Origin of the sequence: Streptomyces sp. NBC_01390, from assembly GCF_045040105.1 — a bacterium.
Classification (GTDB): Bacteria; Actinomycetota; Actinomycetes; order Streptomycetales; family Streptomycetaceae; genus Streptomyces.
In genome coordinates this window covers 5,196,073-5,219,365 of record NZ_CP109551.1, presented here as the reverse complement: position 1 = coordinate 5,219,365, position 23,293 = coordinate 5,196,073, and the positions used below count along the sequence as shown (strand labels likewise).

At 69.5% G+C, this 23,293-nt stretch carries 24 protein-coding genes and 1 pseudogene; 8 read left to right on the top strand and 17 right to left on the bottom strand.

What is annotated here, in order from left to right:
• Positions 1–286 precede the first annotated feature (286 nt).
• On the top strand, positions 287–1,510 hold the full coding sequence (locus OG241_RS23540) for an IS701 family transposase (RefSeq protein WP_405817585.1): 1,224 nt from the start codon (positions 287–289) through the stop codon (positions 1,508–1,510).
• A 135-nt stretch (positions 1,511–1,645) separates the two neighbouring features.
• On the opposite strand, the gene OG241_RS23535 is transcribed toward OG241_RS23540, so the two are convergent.
• The 10 genes from OG241_RS23535 to OG241_RS23490 form a co-directional block, all read right to left on the bottom strand.
• A complete protein-coding gene (locus OG241_RS23535) occupies positions 1,646–2,416 on the bottom strand; it encodes an HAD family hydrolase (RefSeq protein ID WP_405817583.1) in 771 nt (256 codons plus the stop codon).
• Between the two features lie 87 nt (positions 2,417–2,503).
• The gene (locus OG241_RS23530; RefSeq protein WP_405817581.1) at positions 2,504–2,752 is read right to left on the bottom strand and encodes an acyl carrier protein; all 249 of its coding nucleotides are present in this window, start codon (positions 2,750–2,752) and stop codon (positions 2,504–2,506) included.
• Positions 2,753–2,818: 66 nt separating this feature from the next.
• A complete protein-coding gene (locus OG241_RS23525; RefSeq protein ID WP_405817579.1) occupies positions 2,819–3,856 on the bottom strand; it encodes a beta-ketoacyl-ACP synthase III in 1,038 nt (345 codons plus the stop codon).
• 29 nt (positions 3,857–3,885) lie between these two features.
• Positions 3,886–4,914 (bottom strand): AvrD family protein, encoded by a 1,029-nt coding sequence (locus tag OG241_RS23520; protein WP_405817577.1) that lies wholly within the window; start codon positions 4,912–4,914, stop codon positions 3,886–3,888.
• 69 nt (positions 4,915–4,983) lie between these two features.
• Entirely contained in the window at positions 4,984–5,382 is a 399-nt protein-coding gene (locus tag OG241_RS23515; RefSeq protein WP_405817575.1) for a nuclear transport factor 2 family protein, read from the bottom strand.
• Between the two features lie 95 nt (positions 5,383–5,477).
• Entirely contained in the window at positions 5,478–5,891 is a 414-nt protein-coding gene (locus OG241_RS23510; RefSeq protein ID WP_319090610.1) for a nuclear transport factor 2 family protein, read from the bottom strand.
• On the bottom strand, positions 5,888–7,462 hold the full coding sequence (locus OG241_RS23505; RefSeq protein WP_405817573.1) for an FAD-dependent oxidoreductase: 1,575 nt from the start codon (positions 7,460–7,462) through the stop codon (positions 5,888–5,890). Before OG241_RS23505 ends, OG241_RS23510 begins: the two co-directional genes overlap by 4 nt.
• A gap of 45 nt (positions 7,463–7,507) precedes the next feature.
• Positions 7,508–8,449: a DMT family transporter gene (locus OG241_RS23500; RefSeq protein WP_405817571.1), complete on the bottom strand. Its 942-nt coding sequence runs from the start codon at positions 8,447–8,449 to the stop codon at positions 7,508–7,510.
• A gap of 138 nt (positions 8,450–8,587) precedes the next feature.
• Positions 8,588–9,187 (bottom strand): flavodoxin family protein, encoded by a 600-nt coding sequence (locus OG241_RS23495; protein WP_405817569.1) that lies wholly within the window; start codon positions 9,185–9,187, stop codon positions 8,588–8,590.
• Positions 9,188–9,289: 102 nt separating this feature from the next.
• Positions 9,290–10,000, bottom strand: a complete 711-nt coding sequence (locus tag OG241_RS23490) for an ATP-binding protein (RefSeq protein ID WP_405817567.1) — start codon at positions 9,998–10,000, stop codon at positions 9,290–9,292.
• Positions 10,001–10,239: 239 nt separating this feature from the next.
• Here OG241_RS23490 and OG241_RS23485 point away from each other — a divergent pair, with 239 nt between their 5' ends.
• A complete protein-coding gene (locus OG241_RS23485) occupies positions 10,240–10,839 on the top strand; it encodes a TetR/AcrR family transcriptional regulator (RefSeq protein WP_405817565.1) in 600 nt (199 codons plus the stop codon).
• Positions 10,840–11,178: 339 nt separating this feature from the next.
• On the opposite strand, the gene OG241_RS23480 is transcribed toward OG241_RS23485, so the two are convergent.
• Positions 11,179–11,757 (bottom strand): TetR/AcrR family transcriptional regulator, encoded by a 579-nt coding sequence (locus tag OG241_RS23480; protein ID WP_405817563.1) that lies wholly within the window; start codon positions 11,755–11,757, stop codon positions 11,179–11,181.
• Between the two features lie 93 nt (positions 11,758–11,850).
• Here OG241_RS23480 and OG241_RS23475 point away from each other — a divergent pair, with 93 nt between their 5' ends.
• Complete coding sequence (locus tag OG241_RS23475) at positions 11,851–12,297, top strand: anthrone oxygenase family protein (RefSeq protein WP_405817561.1); 447 nt, start codon at positions 11,851–11,853, stop codon at positions 12,295–12,297.
• 227 nt (positions 12,298–12,524) lie between these two features.
• Here OG241_RS23475 and OG241_RS23470 read toward each other — a convergent pair whose 3' ends face one another.
• Both OG241_RS23470 and OG241_RS23465 read right to left on the bottom strand, forming a co-directional pair.
• Positions 12,525–13,154: an antibiotic biosynthesis monooxygenase family protein gene (locus OG241_RS23470; protein ID WP_405817559.1), complete on the bottom strand. Its 630-nt coding sequence runs from the start codon at positions 13,152–13,154 to the stop codon at positions 12,525–12,527.
• A 272-nt stretch (positions 13,155–13,426) separates the two neighbouring features.
• Positions 13,427–15,742, bottom strand: a complete 2,316-nt coding sequence (locus tag OG241_RS23465) for a hypothetical protein (RefSeq protein ID WP_405817557.1) — start codon at positions 15,740–15,742, stop codon at positions 13,427–13,429.
• Positions 15,743–15,829: 87 nt separating this feature from the next.
• Here OG241_RS23465 and OG241_RS23460 point away from each other — a divergent pair, with 87 nt between their 5' ends.
• Positions 15,830–16,489, top strand: coding sequence for an MSMEG_1061 family FMN-dependent PPOX-type flavoprotein (locus tag OG241_RS23460; RefSeq protein ID WP_405817555.1), 660 nt, complete (start codon positions 15,830–15,832; stop codon positions 16,487–16,489).
• Positions 16,490–16,561: 72 nt separating this feature from the next.
• On the opposite strand, the gene OG241_RS23455 is transcribed toward OG241_RS23460, so the two are convergent.
• Entirely contained in the window at positions 16,562–17,014 is a 453-nt protein-coding gene (locus tag OG241_RS23455) for a hypothetical protein (RefSeq protein WP_405817553.1), read from the bottom strand.
• Positions 17,011–17,157, bottom strand: a complete 147-nt coding sequence (locus tag OG241_RS23450) for a hypothetical protein (RefSeq protein ID WP_405826911.1) — start codon at positions 17,155–17,157, stop codon at positions 17,011–17,013. The genes OG241_RS23455 and OG241_RS23450 overlap by 4 nt, the downstream gene beginning before the upstream one ends.
• Between OG241_RS23450 and OG241_RS23445 the strand changes: the two are divergent.
• Positions 17,132–17,458: pseudogene (locus OG241_RS23445) on the top strand (hypothetical protein); the annotation flags it as partial. The gene OG241_RS23450 and the pseudogene OG241_RS23445 overlap by 26 nt on opposite strands.
• A gap of 100 nt (positions 17,459–17,558) precedes the next feature.
• Here the strand turns inward: OG241_RS23445 and OG241_RS23440 are convergent.
• Positions 17,559–18,479, bottom strand: a complete 921-nt coding sequence (locus OG241_RS23440) for a LysR family transcriptional regulator (protein ID WP_405817551.1) — start codon at positions 18,477–18,479, stop codon at positions 17,559–17,561.
• Between the two features lie 110 nt (positions 18,480–18,589).
• Here OG241_RS23440 and OG241_RS23435 point away from each other — a divergent pair, with 110 nt between their 5' ends.
• The 3 genes from OG241_RS23435 to OG241_RS23425 all read left to right on the top strand — a co-directional run bounded on the left by OG241_RS23435 (position 18,590) and on the right by OG241_RS23425 (position 21,859).
• A complete protein-coding gene (locus tag OG241_RS23435) occupies positions 18,590–19,570 on the top strand; it encodes an FAD-dependent oxidoreductase (RefSeq protein WP_405817549.1) in 981 nt (326 codons plus the stop codon).
• Positions 19,571–19,767: 197 nt separating this feature from the next.
• Positions 19,768–20,790: a WD40 repeat domain-containing protein gene (locus tag OG241_RS23430; protein WP_405817547.1), complete on the top strand. Its 1,023-nt coding sequence runs from the start codon at positions 19,768–19,770 to the stop codon at positions 20,788–20,790.
• A gap of 79 nt (positions 20,791–20,869) precedes the next feature.
• Entirely contained in the window at positions 20,870–21,859 is a 990-nt protein-coding gene (locus OG241_RS23425) for a hypothetical protein (protein WP_405817545.1), read from the top strand.
• A gap of 527 nt (positions 21,860–22,386) precedes the next feature.
• Here the strand turns inward: OG241_RS23425 and OG241_RS23420 are convergent.
• Positions 22,387–23,286: a hypothetical protein gene (locus tag OG241_RS23420; protein ID WP_405817543.1), complete on the bottom strand. Its 900-nt coding sequence runs from the start codon at positions 23,284–23,286 to the stop codon at positions 22,387–22,389.
• Between the last annotated feature and the right edge of the window lie 7 nt (positions 23,287–23,293).

Below are 23,293 nucleotides of genomic sequence, written 5' to 3'. Positions count from 1 at the left end.
TCGGCCCGGTCGGGCGCGGGCGGCACGGCTGTCGGCCGTAGTCGGGCGCACGGGCGCAGTCGGGCGCCGGTCGGCCGGGAGTCCGCTGCGTGCTCGACCGCGGCGGAGGCTGCCTGATGCCGTCGCCTGTGTTGGCCCCGTCGGCCCGTCGGCCCGTCGGCCCGTCGGTCATCGTCGGTGTGAGCTGGCTCGCGGCCAACCGGGGATGCGAAAACAAAACGAGTATTCTATATTTTCCCCAGGCGGTGCCCTGGCCAGCCGGGCCCGCACGAGATGGGGGAGCTCTATGTACACCGTGGTCCAGCCGGGGCCCGCACGCTCACAGCGCACCAGCACCACCATCAGCCGTGGTCCCGGACGGATCCCGAGCGACCAGCACAGGACCGCCGAGCTGAGACGGCATCGGGAGGAGTTCCTGGAAACGCTCTTCTCCTCCCTCAGCAGACGGGACCAGCGGGTGCGCGGTGAGCACTATCTGCGCGGTCTGCTGCTCGCCGACGGCCGCAAGTCGGTCCGCAACATCGCCCTCTCGCTCGGCTGGCCGGACGAGGAGCAGCGGCTGCACCACTTCATCTGCGGTTCGACCTGGGACTGGAAGCCGATGCGTGCCGCGCACGCCGGTTTCCTCGACCGGCTGTGCCCGCCCCAGGCATGGGTGCTGCACGCCGTGACCATCCCCAAGGACGGCGAGCACACCGTGGGCGTCGACCGGTTCCTCGACCCCCAGGCCGGCCGGTCCGTGAGCGGCCAGCGGGCCTTCGGCGCGTGGTACGCCTCCACGGCCTTCAGCGCGCCCGTCAACTGGAAGCTGTTCATGCCACGGCACTGGATCGACGACGAGGCACTGCGGGGACGTGCCGACATCCCGCCCGCCGTCGCCTACGAGTCGATGGAGCGGTGCGCGGCCGACACGGTGCTGGAGGCGGCACGGGACTGGCCCGTCGCGCCGCGGCCCGTGCTCATGGACCTACGGGCGGACGCCGACTGGCAGTCCGCCCGGCGCCTCGCTGCCGGAGGGCTGCCGGTGGTGGCCAGGATCGCCGCGAGCACCCGGTTCGTCGTGGACGACCCCGCGCTGCCGGGGTTCGACGAGTGGCCCGTGTCGGCGGCGAGCATCCTGGAATCGGCCAGGTTCTCCCGGCGAGCCGTCGACTGGGCCGACCCGGGCGGCTCGGGCAGCGTGCACACGTCGAGCGTGGCCGCCGTCCGGGTCCGGGTGGCGGGAGCCGGACTGGGTCATCAGCGGCCTCTCGTGCTCCTCGGCGAGTGGCGCCACGAGCAGGAAGGTCCCGCCCAGGTGTGGGTGTCCGACCTTGCGGACACCGCTCCGGCGGACCTGCTGAAACTGACCAAGCTGACCCGCAAGGTGGCCCTCGACCGCAGCCTCGGCGCGGACCGCACAGGGACCCGGGACTTCGTCGGCCGGTCGTTCTGCGGCTGGCACCGCCACATGACCCTCGCGTCCGCCGCCCACACCATGCGCCTGCTGGCCCTACGAGGGGGACGCTGAGGCGGCCGTCGCCGGTCACCCGGCAGGCCGTACGGGCTGGGTGGGGAGGCGGGTGTGGTCGCGGCTCGGGGGCGGGCGCGTAGTCGCTCAGCCGATGGCTTCCCGTACCTCAACCGCCGGTATCGCCCGTACGGTTCATGCCGTTCGTACCGCCCGCACTGTCCCTGTCCCTACGGCCCGTGCCCGGCGTTCGTCGTCCCCGGGCGTGGCGCACTCGCTCAGTGGGAGTTCCGGTGGTTCGGGGGCGCCGGGCAGGACGGTCCAGTGGTGGGCCCGGGCGTGCTGATCGAGGCGTGGGTCGCCCGCCACGGCCACGGGTGTGCCCACCGCGTTCAGGATCGGCAGATCGGACAGGTGGTCGCCGTAGGCGGTGCAGTCGGCGAGGTCCGCCCCGTGGACCGAGGCGGCCAGCCGCGCCGCGTCGGCCTTCGCCGCGCCGATCATCGGTGTGCGCAGCACTTCCCCGGTGTAGCGGCCGTGGAGGATCTCGGGGGTGGTGGCCCGGACGTCGGTCACGCCGAGGTGTTCGGCGAGCGGCAGGAGCACGGCAGGGAAGGATCCGGAGACGAGGACGACGGTCTCGCCCCGTGACCTGTGCCGGTGCAGCGCGTCGACGGCACTGGGGTTGAGGAAGCCGCCCTGGTCCAGCTCCCGCTCGAACCAGACCCGGGCCAGGTCGGTCACCGTCGCCGCGTCGGCGTCCCGGAAGTTGGTGAAGTACGCGCGGTTCGTCGCCTCACGGGGCACACCCACGGCCGTCATGGCCTTCAGCCGCTGACGCCGCTGCTCGTACACCTGGGGGCCGTGTCCCCGCGCCACGAGGTAGAAGCGCAGGAAGCGGAAGAGCGTGATGTCCGTGGTGAGGGTTCCGTCGACGTCGAAGAACGCGAGGCGCTGGGGACTCATGGTCTCTCCTGTGAGGCGTTGCGCCCCCGCCCGACGCCGGCGAACGCGGCGTCGGGCGGGGGCGTCGGGCGGGCGGAACCGATCGGGTCAGCCCTGGACGCCCCTGGACTTCAGGAGCTCGGCGGTGGCGGCGATGGTTCCGGCCTCCTGGAGCTCGTGGTCCTCCACGTTGACGTCGAAGCGTCGCGAGAGCGCCACGGCGAACTCGACCAGGACGAGGGAGTCGAACTCGAGGCTCTCGAAGTCGGTGTCGACGTCGGTGTTCTCAGGGACCTCGTAGTCGGAGCGGAGGATGTCGATCAGGACGTCGGCCAGCGGCAGAGTTGAGGTGCTCATGTCAGAATTTGCCTTCCGGGTACGAGGAGAACGGGGAGCTACGTGGGTGATGCCGGGCGGGAACGCTCAGGCGGGCACGATGTCCGGCCAGGTGAGAGCCGCCGCGCCCCAGGTGAGACCGCCGCCGAACGCGGTGAGCAGGACACGCGAGCCCGGGGTGAGCGAGCCGTTCGCGGCGGCGTCGGCGAGGGCGAGCGGAATCGAGGCGGCGGAGGTGTTGCCGACCTTGTCGAGGTTGATGACCGCGCGCTCGGCGGGAATGCCCAGACCGCGGGCGACGGCGTTGAGGATCCGTACGTTGGCCTGGTGGCCCACGAGCCAGTCGACCTCTTCGGCCGTCCAGCCCAGCCGGTCGAGGACGGTCTGTGACGACTCGGTCATGCGGTTGACCGCCTGGGTGAAGACGTGCTTGCCCTGCATGGTGAAGTAGCGGTCGTCGGCGTCGGGCATCGACGTGGTGGCGCGCTGGCGTGAACCACCGCCCGGGATGGTGATCAGGTCCCGTCCGGAGCCGTCGGAGCCCAGGTCGAAGCCGAGCAGCAGACCGGCCCTGTCGTGGTGGTCGTGGTCGTCGTGGTTCGACGCCGCGGAGAGCACGACCGCTCCCGCGCCGTCACCGAAGATCACGTTGGTGGTCCGGTCGGACGGGTTGAGGATGGTGGAGTAGGTCTCGGCCCCGATGACCAGGGCCCGCTGCGCCTGCCCGGCGGCGATGTACGCGGAGGCGGCCGCGAGCGCGTAGAGGAAGCCCGAGCACACCGCCGCGATGTCGTAGGCCGCTACGGGCCCGAGGCCGAGGCGGGAGGCCACGTCGGGTGCGGTGGCGGGGCAGGGGTTGTCGGGTGTGGTGGTGGCCAGTACGACGAGGTCGACCGCGCCGGCGCCGGCCTCGATGCCGGCCGATTTCAGGGCCCGGTGGCCGGCTTCGACGGCGAGATCACCGGTGGCGACGCCGGGTCCGGCCCAGTGCCGGCTACGGATGCCGGTGCGGCTGGTGATCCATTCGTCGGTGGTGTCGAGACGTTCGCAGAGGGCTGCGTTGGTGATGCGCTGCGGGGGCAGATAGCTGCCCAGACCGACCAGCGCGACAGGTGTGGTGTGCACGGCGATCGCTTTCTGGCGGATGGCAGCGGTCAGGGCAGCAGGTGTACGACGTTGCAGGTCAGCCGAGTGCCGCCGAGAGAGGCGGTGATGCGTGCGGTGCGCCAGGTGCCCTCGGCGGTGGGAAGCTGCGCGGTGCGGTCCAGCGCGACGTGGAAACGGCCGCCGGGACCGGCCTCCGACTCAGCCTCGGTCTCGGTGGTGGGCGCGAAGACGGTGCTGCGCATCCACAGCGTGTTGGACTCCGCCCGGGTCAGTCCGTCGAGCTCGTAGAGCAGCACCTGCCCGAGCTGGAGGGCGGAGACGAACAGGTCGATCGCGGTGGGGCCGTGCTCCTTCGCCGTGTCCGCGTCCGTGTCCGTGTCCGTGTCAGCAGGGCCGGGAGTGTCGACGAGGGTGAGCCGGGCGTGCGCCGTGCCGGCGGAGAGGTCCGCCACCACGTCCTCCAGGTACTGCCCGCGGCTGTGGTGCGAGACGCCGAACGCCGTGGAGTTCCAGGGGCCGTCGAGGTCCTCGGCCGTGCTGTAGGAGCCGGACCCGTGGACGGGAGCGTCCGCTGCCGGGTGCTCGGCCTCGATCTGGAGGGTCATGGAGGCCACCGTGCACTCCATGGTGGTGACGCACCGGCCGGCGGTGTCCGGGGAAGCGGTGGTCGAGCGGTGCCGGGCCGTCACGTCGAAGCGCTCGAGGCCCTCTTCGTCGGGGGCGGCACCCGCCTTGATGCGTATGCCCAGCACCCGGAAGGGCGCGTCGGCCGCCAGACGGTGGGTGTGGGCGGCGTACAGACCGGTGAGCCGGGCCGCGAGGAGCATCCCGTCGAGGGTCGACAGGTGCGGTCGCTGGACGGCCTCACCCTTGCGCGACCAGGTGTCGGGCAGGTGGATGCCGGCGGTGGCGCGCACCTCGCCCGGCGTCGAAGGGGTGCCGGTGGTGATGGCGATGTCGGTCAGCGAGTACGTGACCCGCTTGAAACCCTCCCCGAAGAACCGTGCGTGACGGTCCCCCAGAACCTCGTCGACGCTTCTGAGCCGAAGCTCCCGTATTCGTTCGTTGACCTGCATGTGTTCTCCCCCATCAGGATTTGTCGGCTGTCGCCCGCCCCGGCGCGGTGCGCCGGGGCGGGGGCGGACTCAGTGGTCCCCGAGCTGTGCCTGCGCCGCGAACACACCGTGGTGGAAGTACAGCCGCGCCTCGGCGATGAGGCCCTCGTCGTCGAGGCGGAAGACGGAGATACCGGACCAGTTCACGGGGTTGCCGTCGGTGGTCACCACCGCGCCACGCCAGGAGACGGCGGTCTCGCCGCCGGTGGTGTACGCCTCGATCGGGGTGATGCCGATGAACGGGTCGAACAGCGGGATCACCTTGCGCAGCTTGGCGAGGATCGCGTCACGGCCGCGGATCGGCTCGCTGCCGACCGGGTCGTGGAAGAGGGCGTCCTCGGCGAAACCCGCCCCCCACAGCTCGGCGTCGGCGGCCAGCGAACCGGCGTAGAACTGGTGGACTGCCTTGGGCATGGCCGGGAATGACATCGTTCTTCTCTCCTTGGAACTGACGGAACTTCAGCGGGTACGAGATACGAGTACGGGTGCGAGTACGGCTACGGGTACGCGGCCGGTGGGCCGGGTCAGGCGGTGAACGCCTCGTGGATCGCGTAGCTGTCCTCGTACATGTGGTAGCGGACGATGCGGCCGTCGGTGACGGTGAAGTGCAGCGCGTACCGGTTGGTGAACTTCTTTCCGGTGGCGATCACTTCGAAGACGCAGTTGGCGATGACCACGGCGTCCTGGCCCTGCGTGACGCGGGTGGTGATCTCGAACGACTCGGGGCCGCTGAGGAGTTGGGGGAAGAGACCGAAGAACTCGGCGATCTCGTCCTGGGTGGACCGGGAGCCGGCCCAGGGGATGCTCGGGGAGCCCGCGACGTAGAAGTCGACGGTGTCGGCGAACTGGCCCAGCAGGGCCTTGGAGTCCCCGGCGCCGAAGGCGGCGAAGAAGGCGTCGACGGTCTCGTCGGTGGTGTGAGTGGCGGCGGTGGTCATCGGGGGTCCCACTTCTTCTGGGTGGTGGAGGGGTGTGCATCCGGCCGGGCCTGGTCGGATGGTGAAGCAGCCGGGGCGGTCGGGGCCTTCGGGGGCTGTGCCCCCAGCACCCGCGCGACCCGGCGGTCCGGGCGTACGAGGATTCCGCGGGCGTTCGCCGGCGCGGTGACCCGGCCGTGCGTGGGCCGGGGGAGCCGGTGTACCTCCCGTACCGGGGGGATCGACGGCTCGGAGGCGAGGGTCTCGGCAACCGCGTCGTCGAAGTCGTTGGCGTTGGCGTCGGCGTTGTTGACGGGCTTGCCGTCGTCGAACAGCACCAGCGTCGAACCGTCGACGCGGTCGCTCAGCGGAAGGAAGGGGACGGGTCCACCAGTGGTCCGCAGGGCGGTGGGAACCCGCGCTCCGGCTGTCAGCTCGTAGTGGGCGCCGTTCCAGTTCTCGTCGCCCGGATACAGCTGACTCCAGGACAGAGCCAGTCCGTCCAGCTCCTGTTGGACAGCCGTGCCGGTCGTGTCGTCCGTGGCCCGGATCCGCTCGATGAACGGCGCCAGGAATGTCGTCTTCACTACCTTTTCCGCGTAGGAGCGACGTTCCTCATCATATCCCGAAAGCACACTCGAATCGCCATTGTTCAGTGCCAGGAGAATTCTCCAGGCCAGTGCGAAGGCGTCGCCTATTCCGAGATTGAGTCCCTGTCCACCGGCCGGCGTGTTCAAATGCGCGGCATCACCGGCCAGTACGACGTTTCCGGCCACCAGGCGGTCGGCGATCCGCAGATCCACGGAGTACTGGCTCGTGCGAACGGCGTCCGCCAGCCTCAGCCGGCTGCCGAAGCCGAGGGTCTCGATCGCCTCGGCGATCCGGCTCCACGGCAGGTCCACGCCACGTTCCAGAACCAGCCCGGACACCGCCGGACCAGCTACGAGAACCTGGTCGCCGGGGATCGGCATCATGGTGACCATGCCCGCTTCCCCGACGTAGATACCCACTTCGTCCCGGCCGACGAGTTCCCGCTGGATGCCTTCGACGAGCAGATAGCTCGACGTCAGACTCCGGCCGGTCATCGAAATGCCCAGGGACTCGCGCACGGCGCTGCGCGGGCCGTCACTGCCGATCAGGTAGGAACAGCGAATATCCTCATGGCCTTCGAAACGGACCGTTATTCCGGTGTCGGTCGCCTCGTGGGAAAGATAACTGACGCCGTGTTCCGTCTGTGCGCCGAATTCGAGCGCGTATTTCTCGAGCAGCCCTTCCAGAATCGGCTGCGGCATGTTCCGGTAGCCGTCCAGGAAGGTGTCCATTCCGGTCATCTCGGCGGAGTACGTCCCCGCCCCGCTGACCCGGAAGGTGAACCGTTCGAGGGGAATGCTGCGGGCGTACACATCGTCCAGCAGCCCGAAGGAGTCGAGGAGTTCCAGGGTCGGCGCGTGCAGCACGACCGCCTTGGGCCGGTCCCCGCGGTGGAGCCTGCGCTCCGCGACGAAGACCCGCACCCCGGCCCGCGACAGCAGTCCCGCCAGGACCAGCCCGGTCGGCCCGCCGCCGATCACGACGACGTCGTAGTTCTTCATTCCTTCTCCTGCTCTCCCGTTCTCAGGAACAAGCCGCGCCGCGGTCTAGGAGGACGACGCGGCCCGCGCTGTGTCGTCGGCGGAGGGGGCGGTGGGGGCGGTGGGCTTCGCCGGTTCCGGCAGGGGGAAGAAGCGGCCCAGGAGTTTCGGGTTGGCGACCAGGAGGATCGCGCTGAACACGAGCACTCCGCCGAGGGCCTGCAGTGCGGTGAGCCGTTCGCCGACCGCCACCCAGCCGACGATCGCCGCGGTGACCGGGTTCATCAGGGGAAGCGGAGCGGACTGGGAGACCGGCAGCCGCTGGACGCCCGAGAGGAAGAGGGCGAAGCCGAGCGCGCCGACCACGAACGCGGCCCAGGCCAGGCCCGCCAGCTGCCTGCCGGTGAAGCTCGGCGGCGCCCCCTCGAAGATGAGGGAGAGCGGCAGCAGGACGACGGCGGCGCCGAGCAGGGTCCAGCCCGCCGTGGTGAGGCTGTGCACGCCCTCGGGGCGGCCCCACTTACGGGCGAGGACACTGCCGATACCCATGCTGGAGGCGCTGCCGAAGCCGGCCAGGATTCCGATCGCGTCGAGACTCGCCGAGCTGCGCAGCACGAGCAGCGCGACGCCGGTGACACCGACCAGGCAGGCGATGTAGTGGTGCGGCCGGATCTTCTCCTTGAGGACCACCGACGCGACGGCGATGGCCACCAGGCTGGACGTGGAGTTCAGCGTGGCTGCGACGCCGCCGGGCAGCCGCTGCGCCGAGATCAGCAGGAACAGGGTGAACATGCCCATGTTGAGCGTGCCGAGCACGAGCGACTTCCACCACCAGTCGCCGCGGGGCAGGCCGGGGCGGATCGCCAGCAGCAGCAGACCGGCGGGCAGCACCCGCAGGAAGCTGTCCCAGTAGGGGGTGGGGGGCAGATAGTGGCCCGCGACGTAGAAGAGGGTGCCGCCGATCGCCGGACCGAGTGCGGTGCGGGCGAGAAGGGTGGAGTTTTTCATCTGGTGGGCTCCGGGGAGGGGAGGTTGGATGGCACGCGGCGCTCGGGAACGATTGCGGCTCGGTGAGGACCTGCGCGAAGTGGCCCCGGGACAGGGCCGGTTGGCCGCCCCTCCCGATGAGCGGCGTCGTCCGCCGGGTCAGGCGGTGACGCTGAGGGCTTCGCGGCCGGCGAGAACGACGGCGGTGTGCTTGGCGACGCGTTCGCCGAGGTGCTCGGCGGTGGCGATGTCGGCCTTGGAGACGTCCTGCGGGGGGAGGTCGGCGGGCGTGCTGGCGGCGGCGCCGTTGAAGTAGCCGAGGCGGTTGAGGTCGTTCTCGGACTCGGTGCTGGTGTGCCAGCCGGGGTGGAGGCCGAGGTTGATCCAGTTCATCTGGTGCTGGGCGGCGAGGGTGGCGAAGTAGCCGAGGGTGGAGTGCTTGTCGCCGGCCTTGCAGGCGGCGTTGGTGAAGCCGGCGCCGAGCTTGTCCTTCCAGGCGGAAGCGGCCCAGCGCTTGCTGGTGGCCTCGGCGAAGACGTGGAACTTGCCGGCGGCGGAGCCCATGTAGGTGGGGGAGCCGAAGACGATGGCGTCGGCGTTGTCGAGGAGCTGCCACTGCTCGTCGGTGATGGAGTCGACGCGTACGAGGGTGACGTCCGCTCCGGCGGCCTGGGCGCCGCGTTCGACGGCCTGGGCGAGGACGTCGGTGTGGCCGAAGCCGGAGTAGTAGGCGATGACGACGGACGGCTTCTTGGACATGCGGTGTGCCTCCAGGGCGGGAACGGTGCTGTGAACGGGGGCAGTTGGGGCAGATAGGGCAGAGGGACGTGGCGGGGGAGCGGGAGCCGTGGGCGTCGCCGGTCAGGCGGCTGCCGCGACGCGCTCCGTCTCCAGGCGGAAGTCCTGGGCCTCGTAGTCCAGGCGGGAGAGTTCCAGGGCCTCGGCCATGCCCATCACGGGCTTGAGGTCGAACAACTCGCATATCTGCGTGAGACGTTCGGGCATGGTGCCGCGGACGATGTGGTACGGAATCTCCAGCTCGTCCAGCGTCTGCAGCAGCTTCTTGTCGATCGTCGCCCGGAAACCCTCGTTCATCGGCCGGTGGCCGTCGGCGGCGATCGGAAGCTCGTGCTCCAGGTGGACGTACGCGTCGTAGGTGTCCCGCACGTGCTGCTTCAGCGCGATGGCGTACTGGTCGACGACCTTGGCGAAGAACTCCATCTCCGCCTCCGTCACGACCGCGCGCCCGCCCTCGTTGGCCGCGGTGGCGTTCGGGTTCATCCCGTGCATGACGCGGCCCGCGCCGTACAGCCATTCCTGGAGCGAGGAGCCGTCGGAGATGAAGTGATCGCCGAGCACGGCCTCCGCCGCGGCCCGCCCGGTGTGCCGGCGAAGCATCAGCTGGAGGAACTCCGCCGGCGTGACCTCCGCGAGGGCCTTGCCGGGCACGGCCTCGGGGAGGATCTCCCGGATGGTGCGGGCCAGGGTGCGCGGAACCCCGGTGTAGCGGGACAGCGCCATGACCGTCGAGGTCTTGCCGGCCGAGTACGTACCTGAGATTGCGATCTTCACGCGCTTGATGGCCTTTCCGTTGGGACTGGTCGGGACGGTCGGTCGAGACAGGTCGAGACGGGCGCGCTGTTGGGCCCGGACCTGGGGTCTTGCCGTCGGCGACGGTCAAGAGCGACGAGTGCACAGGGAGGCTCCGGCTGCGCCGGCAGAGCCATCCAACCTGTTGGTTGGAAATACTTGCATGTGCATCGAATGCTGTCAACCAACTGGTTGGATTGTTCGGGTAATAGACTGGCCGCATGGCTGGAAGCACCGAAACGACCAAGCGCCGGCTCCTGGACGCCGCACGAGCGGAGTTCAGCAGCTACGGCATCGCCGGAGCGCGGGTGAACCGCATCGCGGAGCGCGCGGGTGTCAACAAGGAACGCATCTATGGGCACTTCGACAGCAAGGAGGGACTGTTCAGAGCTGTCGTCGCCGAGGCGATGAGCGAGCTCGTCCGGGAGGTACGGCCGGGCGAGGGGTCAGTCGGCGACTATGTCGGACGGGTCTTCGACTACCACCGCAACGACCCCACCCTGCTGCGACTGCTCATGTTCGAAGGACTCCAGGACGGACATCTCGGAACCACTGGCGCCTCGGACACCTCTGGCCGGGCCGCGTGGTACTCGCTCGCGGCCAGCTCCCTGGCCAAGAACGCCGACTGTTCCGAGGAGGACAGCGGACGCCTGCTGCTGACCTTGATCGGACTGGGCGCCTGGCCGTTGGTGATGCCTCAGCTCAGTCGGTTGTGCCTGGAGACCAACGGCGAGGCCGCGGACCTGGCGGCGCTGAAGGACTTCATCGTCCTCTTCGCCGAACGCGGTGCCGGAGCCGGTCCCGCACCGAAGGAGGCGTGACGAACACACCCTTCTCAGCCGGCTTGCCTCGCCGCGCCGGCCTCGACGAGGCCTGCGCTCATGATCCTCACCCTCATATCCCCCCACGGAACGCGTCGTTCGGCAGGGAAGCCCGGCGCCGAAACGCCGACGGCCCATCAGAGTCCCGATGGCTGCCGCGAGTTGCTTCGAACTTCCCCCGCCACTTCCCCTCTCACCAACACGATCGACCGTAGTGAGGCCCCACCGTTCCGGCAAGGAACGGCCGCCCTACCTGACGGACTTCCTCCAGGATCGCCCGCACCCACGCCCGGGTTCCGGTGACGAGGTGATTCGGGGTGGCCGCTGTCGCCGTCGTCGTCAGGTCCTGGAGAGCCGGTCCACCAGCAGCTCGACCCGCCGCTCGGTGTCCTCCGGCGGCAGTCGTCCCGTCCGGGTCAGGGTCGTCACCCCGTGCAGGGAAGCCCAGAACACCTCGGTGAACAGCCCTTGGTCGATGCCCTCGCCAGTGACCTCGCCAAGGCACTCCAGCAGCGCGGCGAACGCGTCCTTGAGCGGTTCCGGGGTGTCCTCCTGCGCGTACGGCAGACCGCCGTCGAGCTGGAAGATGGCGTCGTACACCGCCGGGTTGCGGGCGGCGAAGTCGAGGTAGGCGTGGGCGAGGGCGTACACCCGCTCGCGCGGGCCGTCCGCGGCGGCGGTCGCGGCGCGCACCGCACCGGCCAGTTCGGTGGCGCCCTCCAGGGCCACGGCGCCGATGATCTCCCGTTTGCCGCGGAAGTGGCTGTAGAGGACGGGCTGGCTGTACTCGATGCGCTCGGCGAGCCGGCGGGTGGTGACCGCGTCCCAGCCCTGCTGCTCGGCGAGTTCGCGGGCCGACGCCACGATGAGGCGCTCGCGGGCCGCCCGTTCGCGCTCCTTGCGTTCCTGTACCGACATGATCCGATCCTAGCACTGCTAGACATTGGAGCGGCAGTAGGTCTAGCGTTGCCTCATTGCCTGTCAATGCTAGATAACAGGGGGCCGTCAGTCATGCTCAACTCACTCGAGGTCGTCACCACCGTGGTCGTCGGCGTGATGGTGGGGGTGGAGTTCTCCGTCGCCTTCGTCATGAACCCGATCCTCAACGCCCTGCCCGAGGACAGCCGCCAACTCGGCCACGCCCACGGAGGCCGGATGCTCGGCGCCGTGATGCCGGTCTGGTACATCGGCTCGCTGGTCCTCGTCGCGGTCTGGGCCATCGCCGGACGGCACCATCCCGGCACCGGCCTCGTCGTCACCGCCGGCGCGCTGCTGCTGCTCAGCGTGGTCATGTCGGTCCTGCTGCTCGTCCCGATCAACAACCGGAACAAGACGTGGACCCCCGAGAACCGGCCGGAGGACTGGAAGGAGCAGCTGAACCGCTGGGAGCGCTTCCACTACGTCCGTATCGCCGTCATCCTCGCCGCCTTCGCCCTGCTCGCCGCGGCCCTCGCCTGAGCCCACGGTCCGGCTGACGCCACCTCGGCACGCGTCGGTATGCCTGTCACCGCCCGCTGGAAGGAGAGGCGCACGACCTCTTCCAGCGGGCGGCGGCCTGGGCTCGATTGCCGCTGACGACAACGCCGGGCGGCGTTCCAATGTGCTCGTCCTGGGCGCCCCCCTTGCCTACGGGCGGGGCGTATCCGACCACTGAGGCGAACAGTTCGGGAGAGTACGGCCCGGGCTCAGAATTCGACGACAGTCCTGAAGACAGCGGGGTCGGCGGTGACGAAGCCGGGGGAGTCCGAGAGGCCCTGTTGGAAGCGGGCGTCGTCGTCTGCTGTGCGCCATGCGTCGGGGCTGTCCCAGTGCGCGATGTCGACCAGCTGGAAGCGAGTGTCCAGGTCCACCGCACGGTGCAGCCGGTTGTCCCGGAAGCCGGGCGCCTTGCTCGTCAGCTCTGCGCGGCCGAGCCAGTGCGGCAGGAACTCGTCGATCCGCTCGGCGGGCAGCTCGAAGGCGTTGACGAACGTGACTCCCGGCCCTTCGCCCGAACCGCTTCTCGCTGCGTGGAACTCGGCCGCCACGTCATACCATCCGCCGCGCACGGTGGCGTAACTGGTCGCGGTGGCTGCCGATGTGGTGAAGCCGGGATTCGCCAGAGCTTCGTCCCGGGCTTCGACGCTGTCCCAGTGCGCCACATTGACCAGGCCGAGCCGGGACTCCGGCAACAGCCTGCGGTGCAGCCGCGCATCCCGGAAGCCGGGGGCGGTGTGGATGAGCCCGACGCGCTCCTTCCAGCGTGCGATGGACTCGTCGATCCGGTCCTCGGGCAGTTCCCACGCGTCGATCAGGGTGATTCCGTTGTCAGTCACCGCACCATCCTGAAACCTCAACCAGACTTCAGGTCAAGATGACCCTGATCGCCGCTCACTGTCTGTCTCGCACAAAGTCCCGTCGTCGTCCGGGGTTTGGCGAAACATGTCCTCGGAGAGCTCCAGAGGAGCGAGTCGCTCGCTCTGGCAGTGGGCCCGACAAGCCAGCAGCCTCTGGGCAATGAGTAGCTCTGGACCAACAGCCCTCGGAGAGAGGCTGATTGAACATCGACCATCCCCACCACCAGGGCCAGGTCGCACAGCCAAGGTCTCTACGAACTCAGGGGACCGACAGCCAGTGTCCTCAGGACCTTGCGGGCGTCGGCGCGGAAGTGTTCGTCGCCGAGGATGATCTGGTCCTGGAGGCCGGCGCCCACGATGCGCCGGTCGCCGTCCGCAAGACTGCGGATCATGTCGAACTGAGCGTCGGTGAAGGCGGTTGGGCCGAGCGCGACGCAGGCTTTCAGCACGGCCGAGGCGGAGCGCGCGTACGAGCCCGGTCGGGCTGCTGCCAGGACACGGTCGGCCAGGGTGGTCCGGGCGAGCCCGGCGAGTGTGTCGGCCTCGGGAAAAATGCTGGTCAGGACGAGTACGAGGGCAGGGGACAGGTCCGGATCGTCCAGCAGCGGCAGGAGGTGAGGGACGAGCGGCTCGGCCGTGGGACCGAGCAGGCAAGCGACTTCGGCGGCGCGTTTCACTGTCTCCTGACCCCAGGCATGGGAGACCCGGCCGAGGCCCTCCTGAATCACCGGGAGCACCGCCTGCTCATCCCCGGTCAGTTCCCAGACCAGCGCTGCGGCACCGAGGGCTGCCCTGATCATCGGCACGGTCTCACGCGACTGCGGCGGTTCCGCCAGCAGCGTGTGCAGCAGCGGCAGCAAGGGACGAGCGGCCTCCCCCAGCGAGGCGGCCGCGGTGACTGTGTGATCCAGGGTGTTGCCTCGCTTGGCCAGCGGCTCGGAGAGTACGGAGATCAGGGGGTCGGCGTCGCCGGTCAGGGAGTGGAGTGCGCTTGCCGCCGCCTGACGCGTGGTCGACGGTCCCTGTCGGGCTTGGGCTTGAAGCGCCTCGATCACATGGGCGTCGGCCTGGGGATCGGCCACGCCGGCCAGGGCGCGGCTGACCGGGAGCGGATGACGCGGCAGCGCGGCGAGCAGCTCCGGCAGGGCGCTCCTGGCCGACTTGCCCCAGGCGGCCAACAGCCCGCTCAGGTAGACCGGCTCGTTGGCCGCGGCCGCCCCGCCGCCGAAGACCGATCCCCGCTCGTGGGGCGGTTCGACGGCGAGCCGGACACGTATCGCGTCGAGCAGTTCGGGATCGCAGGGCAGCGGCGTCCGGTCCTCGCCGGCCGTGTCGCCACGACTCGGCGTCCGGGTCTCACCGGTCGCGAGGTGGTACGCGGCCTTCAGCGCACGCGGCCGGTCGGCCAGGTGGCGGGCGAGCAGCCAGGTCGCCTCCGGAACTCCCAGGCACACCAGCGCGGCGAGGGCTTCGTCCGCCGATTCGCCATCACCTTGCGCGATGGCAAGCAGGGCCGGAACCGCCGCTGGGGCCGGCTGACACCAGGTTCGCAGCAGCGGGATCACGTCGGCCGCGGTGGCCGGATCGTCGAGCAGCGGGAGCAACTCGGGGAGCAGCCGTGCCGGCGCGGTCCGTGAGCGGCGGGCGAGGGACTCGGCGGCCCAGCGCGCCTCGGTAATGGCGGCCTGCGCATGCTCGCTACCCTGCAGCCGCAGGGCCACGGCCCGTCCCAGCGCGGAGCCGACCACATCGATCGCGGCGTCGACCTCGCCGCGCGTGTGCAGAGCTTTGGCGAGCGCCTGCAGCGGCTCCCGCTCCCACAGAGCGCCGAAACCGTGCCGTTCCAACGGGACCAGTGTCGTGACGCGCGCGGTCGCGTCCCTGTTCCACGGCAGGCCGCAGTCGGCGGTGACCAACAGCGCCGCGACCTGAACCGGCGCCGGCTCGTTTCCGGCGAGCACCGCGGAGCACAGCTCCTCGGCCGCATCGGGATCCAGCAGCGCACAGGCCGTCAGCACGTCCGCGCGCACCGCCGGATCGCTCTCCGCCGCCCAGCGGGCCCGCAGCGCCGTACGCGCGTCGGGGCCGGCAGCCGACCGGCACTGGGCCACCGTCCACACCGTGGTCCGCCGCACCTCGCGATCGTTGTCCGCGAGCAGCGGCAGGAGCAGACCCAGGTGGTCCGCAACGGCGCGGCGGGCCGCGCCGGGCACCGGCAGATCGTGCTCGTCGACGCTCTCGGCGATCACACCGAGCATGCCCACCAACGCGCTTTGGCGCACGCCTTCGACAACGAGTCGCGCCAGAAAGGGCACCGCGACCGCTGTGGCCGTGTAGACCGTGCCCTGGTGGACGATGCTGCTCCACAACTCCTGCTCCGCCTCCGCGGCAGTCTCCTCCACCGCAGACGCGAGATCCCGGAGCAGCGCCGGGACGTCCTCCGCGGAGCCGTAGGCATGGCGAAGCCGCGACCAGTCCATCTGGTCGAGGTCGGCAAGGACGAGGCGGAGATCCATGTCGCGGATCATGCCACCCGACATGGCCGCGCGGACCTGTTTGATCTTCATACGCCAGATAACCAGCGAGGCCGTCGCTATGTCCCCGCACTCACCGACCCAAGACCAGTCGCAGGTCGGCCCATTAGGGTCGGAGACATGACGACACCCCTTGCCACCAGTGCCTTCGACTCGCTCCGCCTCGACGCCGTGCCCGACCAGGAGACGCTGCGCCGGGTCTACGAACTCCCCCAGGACGCGGCATTGCGCAAGCAGATGGCCGAACTCACGGAGCAGACCCGGCGGTTGATCGGCTGCTCATCGCTGGTCCTGATCGCCAGCGCGGATGCCGAGGGCCACTGTGACGTCTCCCCGCGCGGCGGCCCCGCCGGGTTCGTCGCCGTCCTGGACTCACGGACGGTGGCGATACCGGACGCGACCGGCAACAAGCGTCTGGACACCCTGCAGAACGTCATCGCCACCGGACGGGCCGGGCTGCTGTTCCTCGTTCCGGGGCGCACCACGACCCTCAGGGTGAACGGCCGGGCCTGCGTCTCCACCCGCCCGGAACTGCTGTCGCAGCTGACCGCAGTGGGCAAGCCTCCAGCCAGTGCGCTGGTGCTGGGGATCGAGGAGGTCTACCCGCACTGCCCCAAGTCGCTTCTGCGCAGCGGAGCCTGGAAGCCGGAGCAGTGGCTGCCGGCGGACGCCCAGCCAACTTCGGCAGAGGTGACGCTGGCCCAGCTGCGGATGCCGGAGCTGACGATCGCCGACATCGAGCAGGCGGAGGCGGACTCTCTGAAGTACCGGTACGAGTAGGGGGCCGACCTGCGCTTGCTGAACCACCTGACCGGCCCGCCCCGAGATCAATCGCGGGTCAGCCCGTATTTGTCAGTGGTTGTGGTCCGTCGCTGCGGGGGTGTTGTGACCGGGCAGCTCTGCCAGAGCCATGGCGGCGGCTTCGCGGACGTAGTCCGTGGGGTGTTGCCGGTAGGGCTCGATCATCGGGTGGGCGTCGGGGTCACGGGTGGAGCCGAGAATGCCGAGGGCGTGCTCGAGGAGGGGTGCGGTCATCGTGCGGAGCCACGGTGCCAGCCCGGCGACCAGGGGGAGAGGCAGGTCCCGGCGTTCGGAGGCGTTGCCGATGGCGTTGAGGGCACTCTCGCGGACGGCGTCATCCGGGTCTCTGATGGCGGCGGTGAGCAAGCAGGCGACAGTGGCTTCCGTCTCGTCCTGCGTCAGGCTGGGCCCGCGCAGGAGATCGCCGAGCTGCTCTGCGGCGACGTCGCGATCCCCGGGGTTGGGGGCATTCAGGCCGGCGAGGAGGGCGAGGGCCAGATTCATACGGCCACCGTGTCATGCCGGTCGACGAGCTGGCCGCGTTCGAAGTGGGCGCCAGCCCGGACCAGGGCGACGAGGTAGGGTGCGTCGACCGAGCGCCAGCGGGCCTGGGCGAAACCCGAACCCGGGATGACCGTCTTCGACATCCGGCTCGGATTCACCGTTCTCGACGCCATCGGGTCCGCCGAGACTCCTGGCGCGCGCCGGATCGTCGGGGAACTGCACCGCAGGACGACGGACGCCGAAGACGGCTACGCGGCCCGCGAGAACCTGGCGCATCCACTGTTCACCGCGCTCGCCACAGACCGGCAACAGCAGGACTGCCGCGCACTGGTGCGCGCCTGCGCCCTCGGGACACAGACCATCCCGGACGAGCTGCGAGGAAAACTGACGGCGGCTTTGCGTGCCGGAGACCACGTGATCCGGGAATGCCGGCGGCACAGGTAGCCCAGCAGTTCGGGCTGAGCCACCAGCTGCGCAGTATCGAGGGCATCCGCAGAGGCCAGCAGGGCCGTAGGAATCCCCCTCGTTCCCGAGGGGGAGGAAGTCAGGAGTGTGCCGATGGGGCGGCAGCCGGCTCCCCGGGCAAGGCGTCGACGAGACTGAGGAGTCCTCGGAGGGCCGGTGCGGCACCTGCCGGCCGGTGGGCCAGAGCCAGGTCCACCGTGGGCATGGGTGCGGTCACGCGCTTGAGCCGTACTCCTGATATGCGCAGCGCACGGGCGCGTCCTTCGGGCACCGGGGCGATGCCGGCGCCCGAGGCGACGCTGAGGAGGAGTTGTTCGTCGTCGGGCTCTTCCCGCACGATGCGCGGCCCGCTGCCGGGCCACAGCTGCCGGGTGATCAGGTCGTGCATTCCGGGGGCGTTCTCGCGCGGCCAGAGGATCACGGGTTCGGCGGCGATGTGCGCGCGGGTGACCCTTCGTTCGCGGGCGAGGGGATGCTCCGCCGGGACGGCCACGAGTAGTTCCTCGCGGGCGATGTGCCGGCACTCCAGGCCCTCGCCGTCCTCGCCGTCCAGCGGGGGTCGTACGAAGGCGGCGTCCAGCCTCCCGGCCAGCAGTTCGGTGATGTTGTGCGCCGTCCATCCCGTCCGTACGACGAGATCCACGTCCGGATGGAGGGTACGGAACTCGGCGAGGAGGGCGTCGACGGGGCCGCCACGGGCGGAACGGGTCAGGGCCAGGCGCAGCTGTACCCGTCGTCCGCCGACGGCCGCGCGGATCCGTTCCTGTGACGCGTCCGCGTGGGCCAGCAGTTCGCCGGCTTCCCGGGCCACGACCTCGCCGACGGGGGTCAACCGGCAGCCCCGGCTGCCTCGTTCGAGCAATGGAGCGCCGATGTCCCTTTCCAGCGCCCTGATCTGCTGGCTCAGAGCCGGCTGGGCGATGTGCAGGCGGCGGGCGGCCCGGGTGAAGTTCAACTCCTCGGCCAGCACCAGGAAATACCGCAGCCGCCGCAGGTCCATCCTGCAACTATAAGCGGTTCTTATCGCGTTGGACGTGACTGGTCTTGGACACGTTGCCAACTCCCCGCCGACAGTGGGAAACACACCGTTCGGCGATCAGAGGGGGCAGCATGGGTGACAGGTTCGACGCGGTTGTCGTCGGCGCGGGCATCATCGGGCTCACCACCGCACTGCGCCTGCAGCAGGCCGGTGTCCGTGTCGCCGTGCTCACGGCCGAGTCGTCGGCCGAGACGACGTCCTCCGTCGCCGCGGCCGTCTGGTACCCGACCCGCACCCGGTTCGAGCCGCACGTACTGGACTGGGCCGTCCGCACCTACGACGAGTTCACCCGCCAGGCGGCGGACGGCGTGCCCGGCGTGATCATGCGGCCCACCCGGATGCTGCTGCGCGGCGAGGCCCAGGACGTGCCCTGGTGGGCCTCGGCCCTCCCCGACCTCCGCACCCTGCACCGCGACGAGGTACGGGACCCGTTCACCGGGGGCTGGGCGTTCACCGTCCCGTCCGTGGAGATGTCCCGCTACCTGCCCTGGCTCCAGCAGACCTTCGCCGCGGCGGGCGGCACGCTGATCCGTCGCCGTATCGACGCCCTGGAACAGGCGGGCGTATGGGCACCCGCGGTGGTCAACGCCTCCGGTCTGGGCGCCCGCGCCCTGTGTGGCGACGCCGAAGTGCGGCCGGTACGAGGGCAGTTGGTCCTCGTCGCCAACCCTGGGCTGAGCATGTCCGTGCGCGACGAGGACAACTCCGACGGGTACACCTACGTCCACCCCCGCAGTACGGACATCGTCCTCGGCGGCACCTTCGAGATCGGCGAGTGGGACACCACACCGTCCCCGGACACCGCCGCCGCGATCCTGCGCCGCTGCACCGAACTGCTGCCGGAACTGGCCGGCACCCCGGTCCTCGGTCACCAGGTGGGCCTACGGCCCTGGCGTCAAGGCGGCGTCCGCCTGGAAGCCGACCCGCGGCCGCCCGGCCGGGTGCGACGACTGGTGCACAACTACGGCCACGGAGGCGCCGGGGTCACCCTGGCCTGGGGTTGCGCGGACGCCGCAACCGCCCTTGTCGCCGGGGCCGTTCGGCCGGGCTGAGCCTCGCCACTCCCAACTCCCCTTCGTACGCCTCCTACTTGCACCCCCGCACCGCTGCCCCGCTCGTACCGCTCCCTTCTCAAGGACTGAAGGACTGAAGGACTGGGTGTGCGCCAATGGATTCCGTCGAACCCACAGAGATCAACGCTCCCGCCACGACAGTCGGTGAGGCGCCTGCGCAACCCACTGGGCCGCAGGTGAAGCAACCCGCCAAGGTGCGCCGCCGCACGCTCCTGCTCGCCGCGCTCGGACTGACCGCTACGACCGTCACGTTCGCGGAAATCGAGGCGAGAGCGGGTGACGACGATCCCCGCACGGTCGTGTTCACCGTCCCCAGCGGCCACGCCCGCAGCGTGGCGTTCAGCCCGGACGGCAGGACGCTCGTCGCCGGGCTGTCCGGGGTCCAGGGCATCAGCAGCACACTGCGGTCGTGGAACGTGGCCAAGGGCACCGCGACCACCCCCTGGCCCGACCAGGTCGAGGACGTCACCAAGGTGGCCTTCAGCCCGGACGGCAGGACGCTGGCCGTGGCCGGCGGCTTCGAAGTGTTCCTGTGGAACGCGGCGAAACCCGTCGGCGTCGCCCTGCCCCATCCCCAGCCCACCCTGGACCTGGACTTCTCCCGGGACGGCAAGACCCTGGCCACCGGCGGCCGCGACGGCGTGGCCCGACTGTGGGACCTGACCACCGGCACTGTCACCGACACGCTGACGACCCAGGGCATGGCCGTGGTCGACGCGGTGGCGTTCAGCCCGAACGGATACACCGTGGCGACCAGCAGCGAGGACCTCACCGACAGCCGGGTACGGCTGTGGGACCTGCTCACCGTGACCCCTCCCACCGTCCAGCCCACCCTCGAAGCCCCGCACTGGCACGGCTTCAAGCCCCTCGCGTTCGGGCGACTCGACGACCAGTTGGCTACGGGCGGCGCCGACAACATCGTGCGCGTGTGGAACGTGAGCGGCACCGTCAACGCCGCCGTCACCGGCCACACCGGCCCGGTGACGACGGTGGCGTTCAGCCCGGACGGGGACACCCTGGCCACCGGCAGCAAGGACAGGACCGTGCGGTTGTGGGACACCAGCACGCGCGGTGTCTATCCCATCGACACCCTCACCGGCCACACCGCCGAGGTGACATCAGTGGCCTTCAGCCCGGACGGCAGGACCGTGGCCTCGGCCGGCCTCGACGGCACGGTGCGGCTGTGGCTGAACCGATGAACCGGTCCCGACCAACCGGCCCTGACCAACCACAACTCGCCCCGAAGCCGACCCGGTCGACCATGGGAGGTACCCAGGCATGGCTGTCAGAGATGTGGATCCCGCGCCCAAAACGATGCTGCGCGGCAGAGGCGGCACCGCCCGCCTGCAGGACGAGACCGTCATGCTGGATCGGGCAGGCATCCGGCTGATCATCCCTCTCGACGCGATCCGGACCGTCCTTGTGGACCGGAACAAACGCACGACCGCCGAGATCCTGCTGAACTCGGCGGTCGCCGGAGCCGGAGCGAAGGCCAGTGCCCGGGACCGGGCCCGGGCACTGGCCGAATCCACAACCGTCTGCGCGATCAGTTCCCGCAGCACCGAGGCGGTGGAGGCCTTCGCACACGCCGTGAACGCGGCTATCCCGCAACGTGACGAGGCCGAAAGACGCATCGACGGTGCGGCCCTGGTGAAGGCGGAGAAACGCCCCTCCACGTCCGGGAGACCGCGCAGACCGTACCTGTCCACGGGTCAGTGGTGGGCCGTGTCCACGCTCACCTGCCTTTTCACCCTCGGCCTGCTGTTCCCCGTATCGGCGGACGACGGGCGCCTCACCCAGTTGTGGGTGGCCCTCTTCCCGGTGGTCGTCTCCTGCTGCGTCATCGCCTACGGCACGTGGCGGGCCACGGTGACCTGGTGGCTGCTGCACCGTTACGGCGTCACGACCGTGGCCCACAACGTGGGCTACAAGCCCACGGACTACGAAGACGACCCCGGGGTCACCGTGTACTCGTTCACCGACACCGGCGGCACCAGTCACACATTCGACCGCGCGGCGCCGCGGTGGGCGTTCGACATGAGGATCGCGTACGACCCGGCCAGACCCGACTTCGCCAGGGGGCCGGCCCACCCGTGGACCAGAACACTGATCCTGCTGATCCGCCTCCTCCTCGGCGTGCCGATCACCCTCGCCCTGGTGGCCTACCTGCTGTGGTACTTCACCGTCGCGACGCACCCGGAAATCGGCCTCAATACGCCCTGGCCGTCTTACGGCCCCTCCTGGCCCATGACGAGGGCGGGGTCGTAGAAGCCCCGCCCGCAAACCACCGAAACCTCTGCTCAGGGCCAGACAAGGCAATAAGGCTGATGCCCCGCCTCATGCAACCGATGGCTGAAGTCCTGCCATTCGTGCAGCGATTGGTGGCGGGAGGGCGCTGGCCTGGGGTTTCGCAAGGAAATGTGTATTGGCCTGGGAAAACTCCTCTCGGTAGTTCTCACCGGTCAACACCGTTTCCCATGCTCACTCGCGTCTTTGTGTTGGATTCGTCGCAGCGGAGCCGCATCCGGTTCGAATACGAGATCAAGCATCTGCTGGTGGAGGCTACTTGACAGAACCCTACATAGGCGCCCGGGTCGGTGGGGCATCCTGCGGATTCGCTGTCCCAGCCGTGTGCAACGAAGCGGCGAGGATCCGACAAACCTCAACTCGGTGCATCTGGTCGCAGCCCTCCAGAAGTCGCTCCAATCGGCGAAGCACTGCCAGGTCTCGCCCGCAACGTGCGATCACACCCAGGGCCACGCAAGCCGGCACTACCAGCACCATCGCGGACAAGGTCATGAGTCGTAGCCCTTCTTGATGTACTCCACGACATCCCAAGCCTTGTTGCTGTACAGGCATGAACTGTGGCGATTCAAGATCACTGTGCGATCGCCGAGTTGAGCCGAGTGAGGAGAGAGCAACTCGAAAGCGTTCCCCCGTGGCAGGCCGTCAGCGATGCCGTGAGCCAGGAGGTTTGCACAGAGTGCCTCCACGGTGTCGCCGCAGCACCACTCGATGACAAGATCGCCCGAGTGATGCGTGTAACAGTTGGCGAACCCGTGCGGCTCTGCTGTTCGGTTCACCAACCGTGGACAACGCAGAATTCGACTCATCAACAGATCGCGCACTCGTAGGTCCGCGCTGCCTTCCGAGTCGACCCACTCCTCGGCCTCCTGCCTTTCGTCGCGAGAGAGGCCGCCAGGGGCGCGTTTCCAAAGGAGCACCTCACCCTCGCGCGCGGATGGTAGACGCATGCGACCTTGATCGGATCGGGTCACGGTGACTTGCGCCGGGCTGAGGGCGTCGTGGAGAACCACGCGGTCCCTGTTCCCTCGGATGCGAAGTCCGGGGACTCCACGGATGCCTCCGTAGATGTGATCGAACCGTGGCAGGAGCTCACGCAGAACCTCATCCGCCATGTCGGACTCCAGGGTCAGTTCCAAGCGCTGACCGTCTGGCTCCGCTTCACGCGCGCCAAGAAGAGCACCGTTGAGTTGACGGTCCTTGAAGCTGCTTGCCAACACATGGGCCATGTGGGCTTCTAGACGGCGCTGATGAGGATCGGCGGCGTCTGCGACAGGGGATCCGAGATAGGCGTTGGCCTGCCGTGCGAGCCTGGAAGCGGTCGAGAGCGTGAGTGCCGTCTGGCTACGAATCCTCTTGGCCAGACGGTTGGTGTTGCGTGAACTGGACATGCGTCGG

What these genes read in the sequence shown, in the direction of transcription:
- OG241_RS23540 (WP_405817585.1), top strand. Translation starts at nt 287, where the DNA reads ATGTACACCGTGGTCCAGCCGGGGCCCGCACGCTCACAGCGCACCAGC.
- OG241_RS23535 (WP_405817583.1), bottom strand. Translation starts at nt 2,416, where the DNA reads ATGAGTCCCCAGCGCCTCGCGTTCTTCGACGTCGACGGAACCCTCACC.
- OG241_RS23530 (WP_405817581.1), bottom strand. Translation starts at nt 2,752, where the DNA reads ATGAGCACCTCAACTCTGCCGCTGGCCGACGTCCTGATCGACATCCTC.
- OG241_RS23520 (WP_405817577.1), bottom strand. Translation starts at nt 4,914, where the DNA reads ATGCAGGTCAACGAACGAATACGGGAGCTTCGGCTCAGAAGCGTCGAC.
- OG241_RS23515 (WP_405817575.1), bottom strand. Translation starts at nt 5,382, where the DNA reads ATGTCATTCCCGGCCATGCCCAAGGCAGTCCACCAGTTCTACGCCGGT.
- OG241_RS23510 (WP_319090610.1), bottom strand. Translation starts at nt 5,891, where the DNA reads ATGACCACCGCCGCCACTCACACCACCGACGAGACCGTCGACGCCTTC.
- OG241_RS23505 (WP_405817573.1), bottom strand. Translation starts at nt 7,462, where the DNA reads ATGAAGAACTACGACGTCGTCGTGATCGGCGGCGGGCCGACCGGGCTG.
- OG241_RS23500 (WP_405817571.1), bottom strand. Translation starts at nt 8,449, where the DNA reads ATGAAAAACTCCACCCTTCTCGCCCGCACCGCACTCGGTCCGGCGATC.
- OG241_RS23495 (WP_405817569.1), bottom strand. Translation starts at nt 9,187, where the DNA reads ATGTCCAAGAAGCCGTCCGTCGTCATCGCCTACTACTCCGGCTTCGGC.
- OG241_RS23485 (WP_405817565.1), top strand. Translation starts at nt 10,240, where the DNA reads ATGGCTGGAAGCACCGAAACGACCAAGCGCCGGCTCCTGGACGCCGCA.
- OG241_RS23480 (WP_405817563.1), bottom strand. Translation starts at nt 11,757, where the DNA reads ATGTCGGTACAGGAACGCAAGGAGCGCGAACGGGCGGCCCGCGAGCGC.
- OG241_RS23475 (WP_405817561.1), top strand. Translation starts at nt 11,851, where the DNA reads ATGCTCAACTCACTCGAGGTCGTCACCACCGTGGTCGTCGGCGTGATG.
- OG241_RS23465 (WP_405817557.1), bottom strand. Translation starts at nt 15,742, where the DNA reads ATGAAGATCAAACAGGTCCGCGCGGCCATGTCGGGTGGCATGATCCGC.
- OG241_RS23460 (WP_405817555.1), top strand. Translation starts at nt 15,830, where the DNA reads ATGACGACACCCCTTGCCACCAGTGCCTTCGACTCGCTCCGCCTCGAC.
- OG241_RS23455 (WP_405817553.1), bottom strand. Translation starts at nt 17,014, where the DNA reads ATGAATCTGGCCCTCGCCCTCCTCGCCGGCCTGAATGCCCCCAACCCC.
- OG241_RS23450 (WP_405826911.1), bottom strand. Translation starts at nt 17,157, where the DNA reads ATGTCGAAGACGGTCATCCCGGGTTCGGGTTTCGCCCAGGCCCGCTGG.
- OG241_RS23440 (WP_405817551.1), bottom strand. Translation starts at nt 18,479, where the DNA reads ATGGACCTGCGGCGGCTGCGGTATTTCCTGGTGCTGGCCGAGGAGTTG.
- OG241_RS23435 (WP_405817549.1), top strand. Translation starts at nt 18,590, where the DNA reads ATGGGTGACAGGTTCGACGCGGTTGTCGTCGGCGCGGGCATCATCGGG.
- OG241_RS23425 (WP_405817545.1), top strand. Translation starts at nt 20,870, where the DNA reads ATGGCTGTCAGAGATGTGGATCCCGCGCCCAAAACGATGCTGCGCGGC.
- OG241_RS23420 (WP_405817543.1), bottom strand. Translation starts at nt 23,286, where the DNA reads ATGTCCAGTTCACGCAACACCAACCGTCTGGCCAAGAGGATTCGTAGC.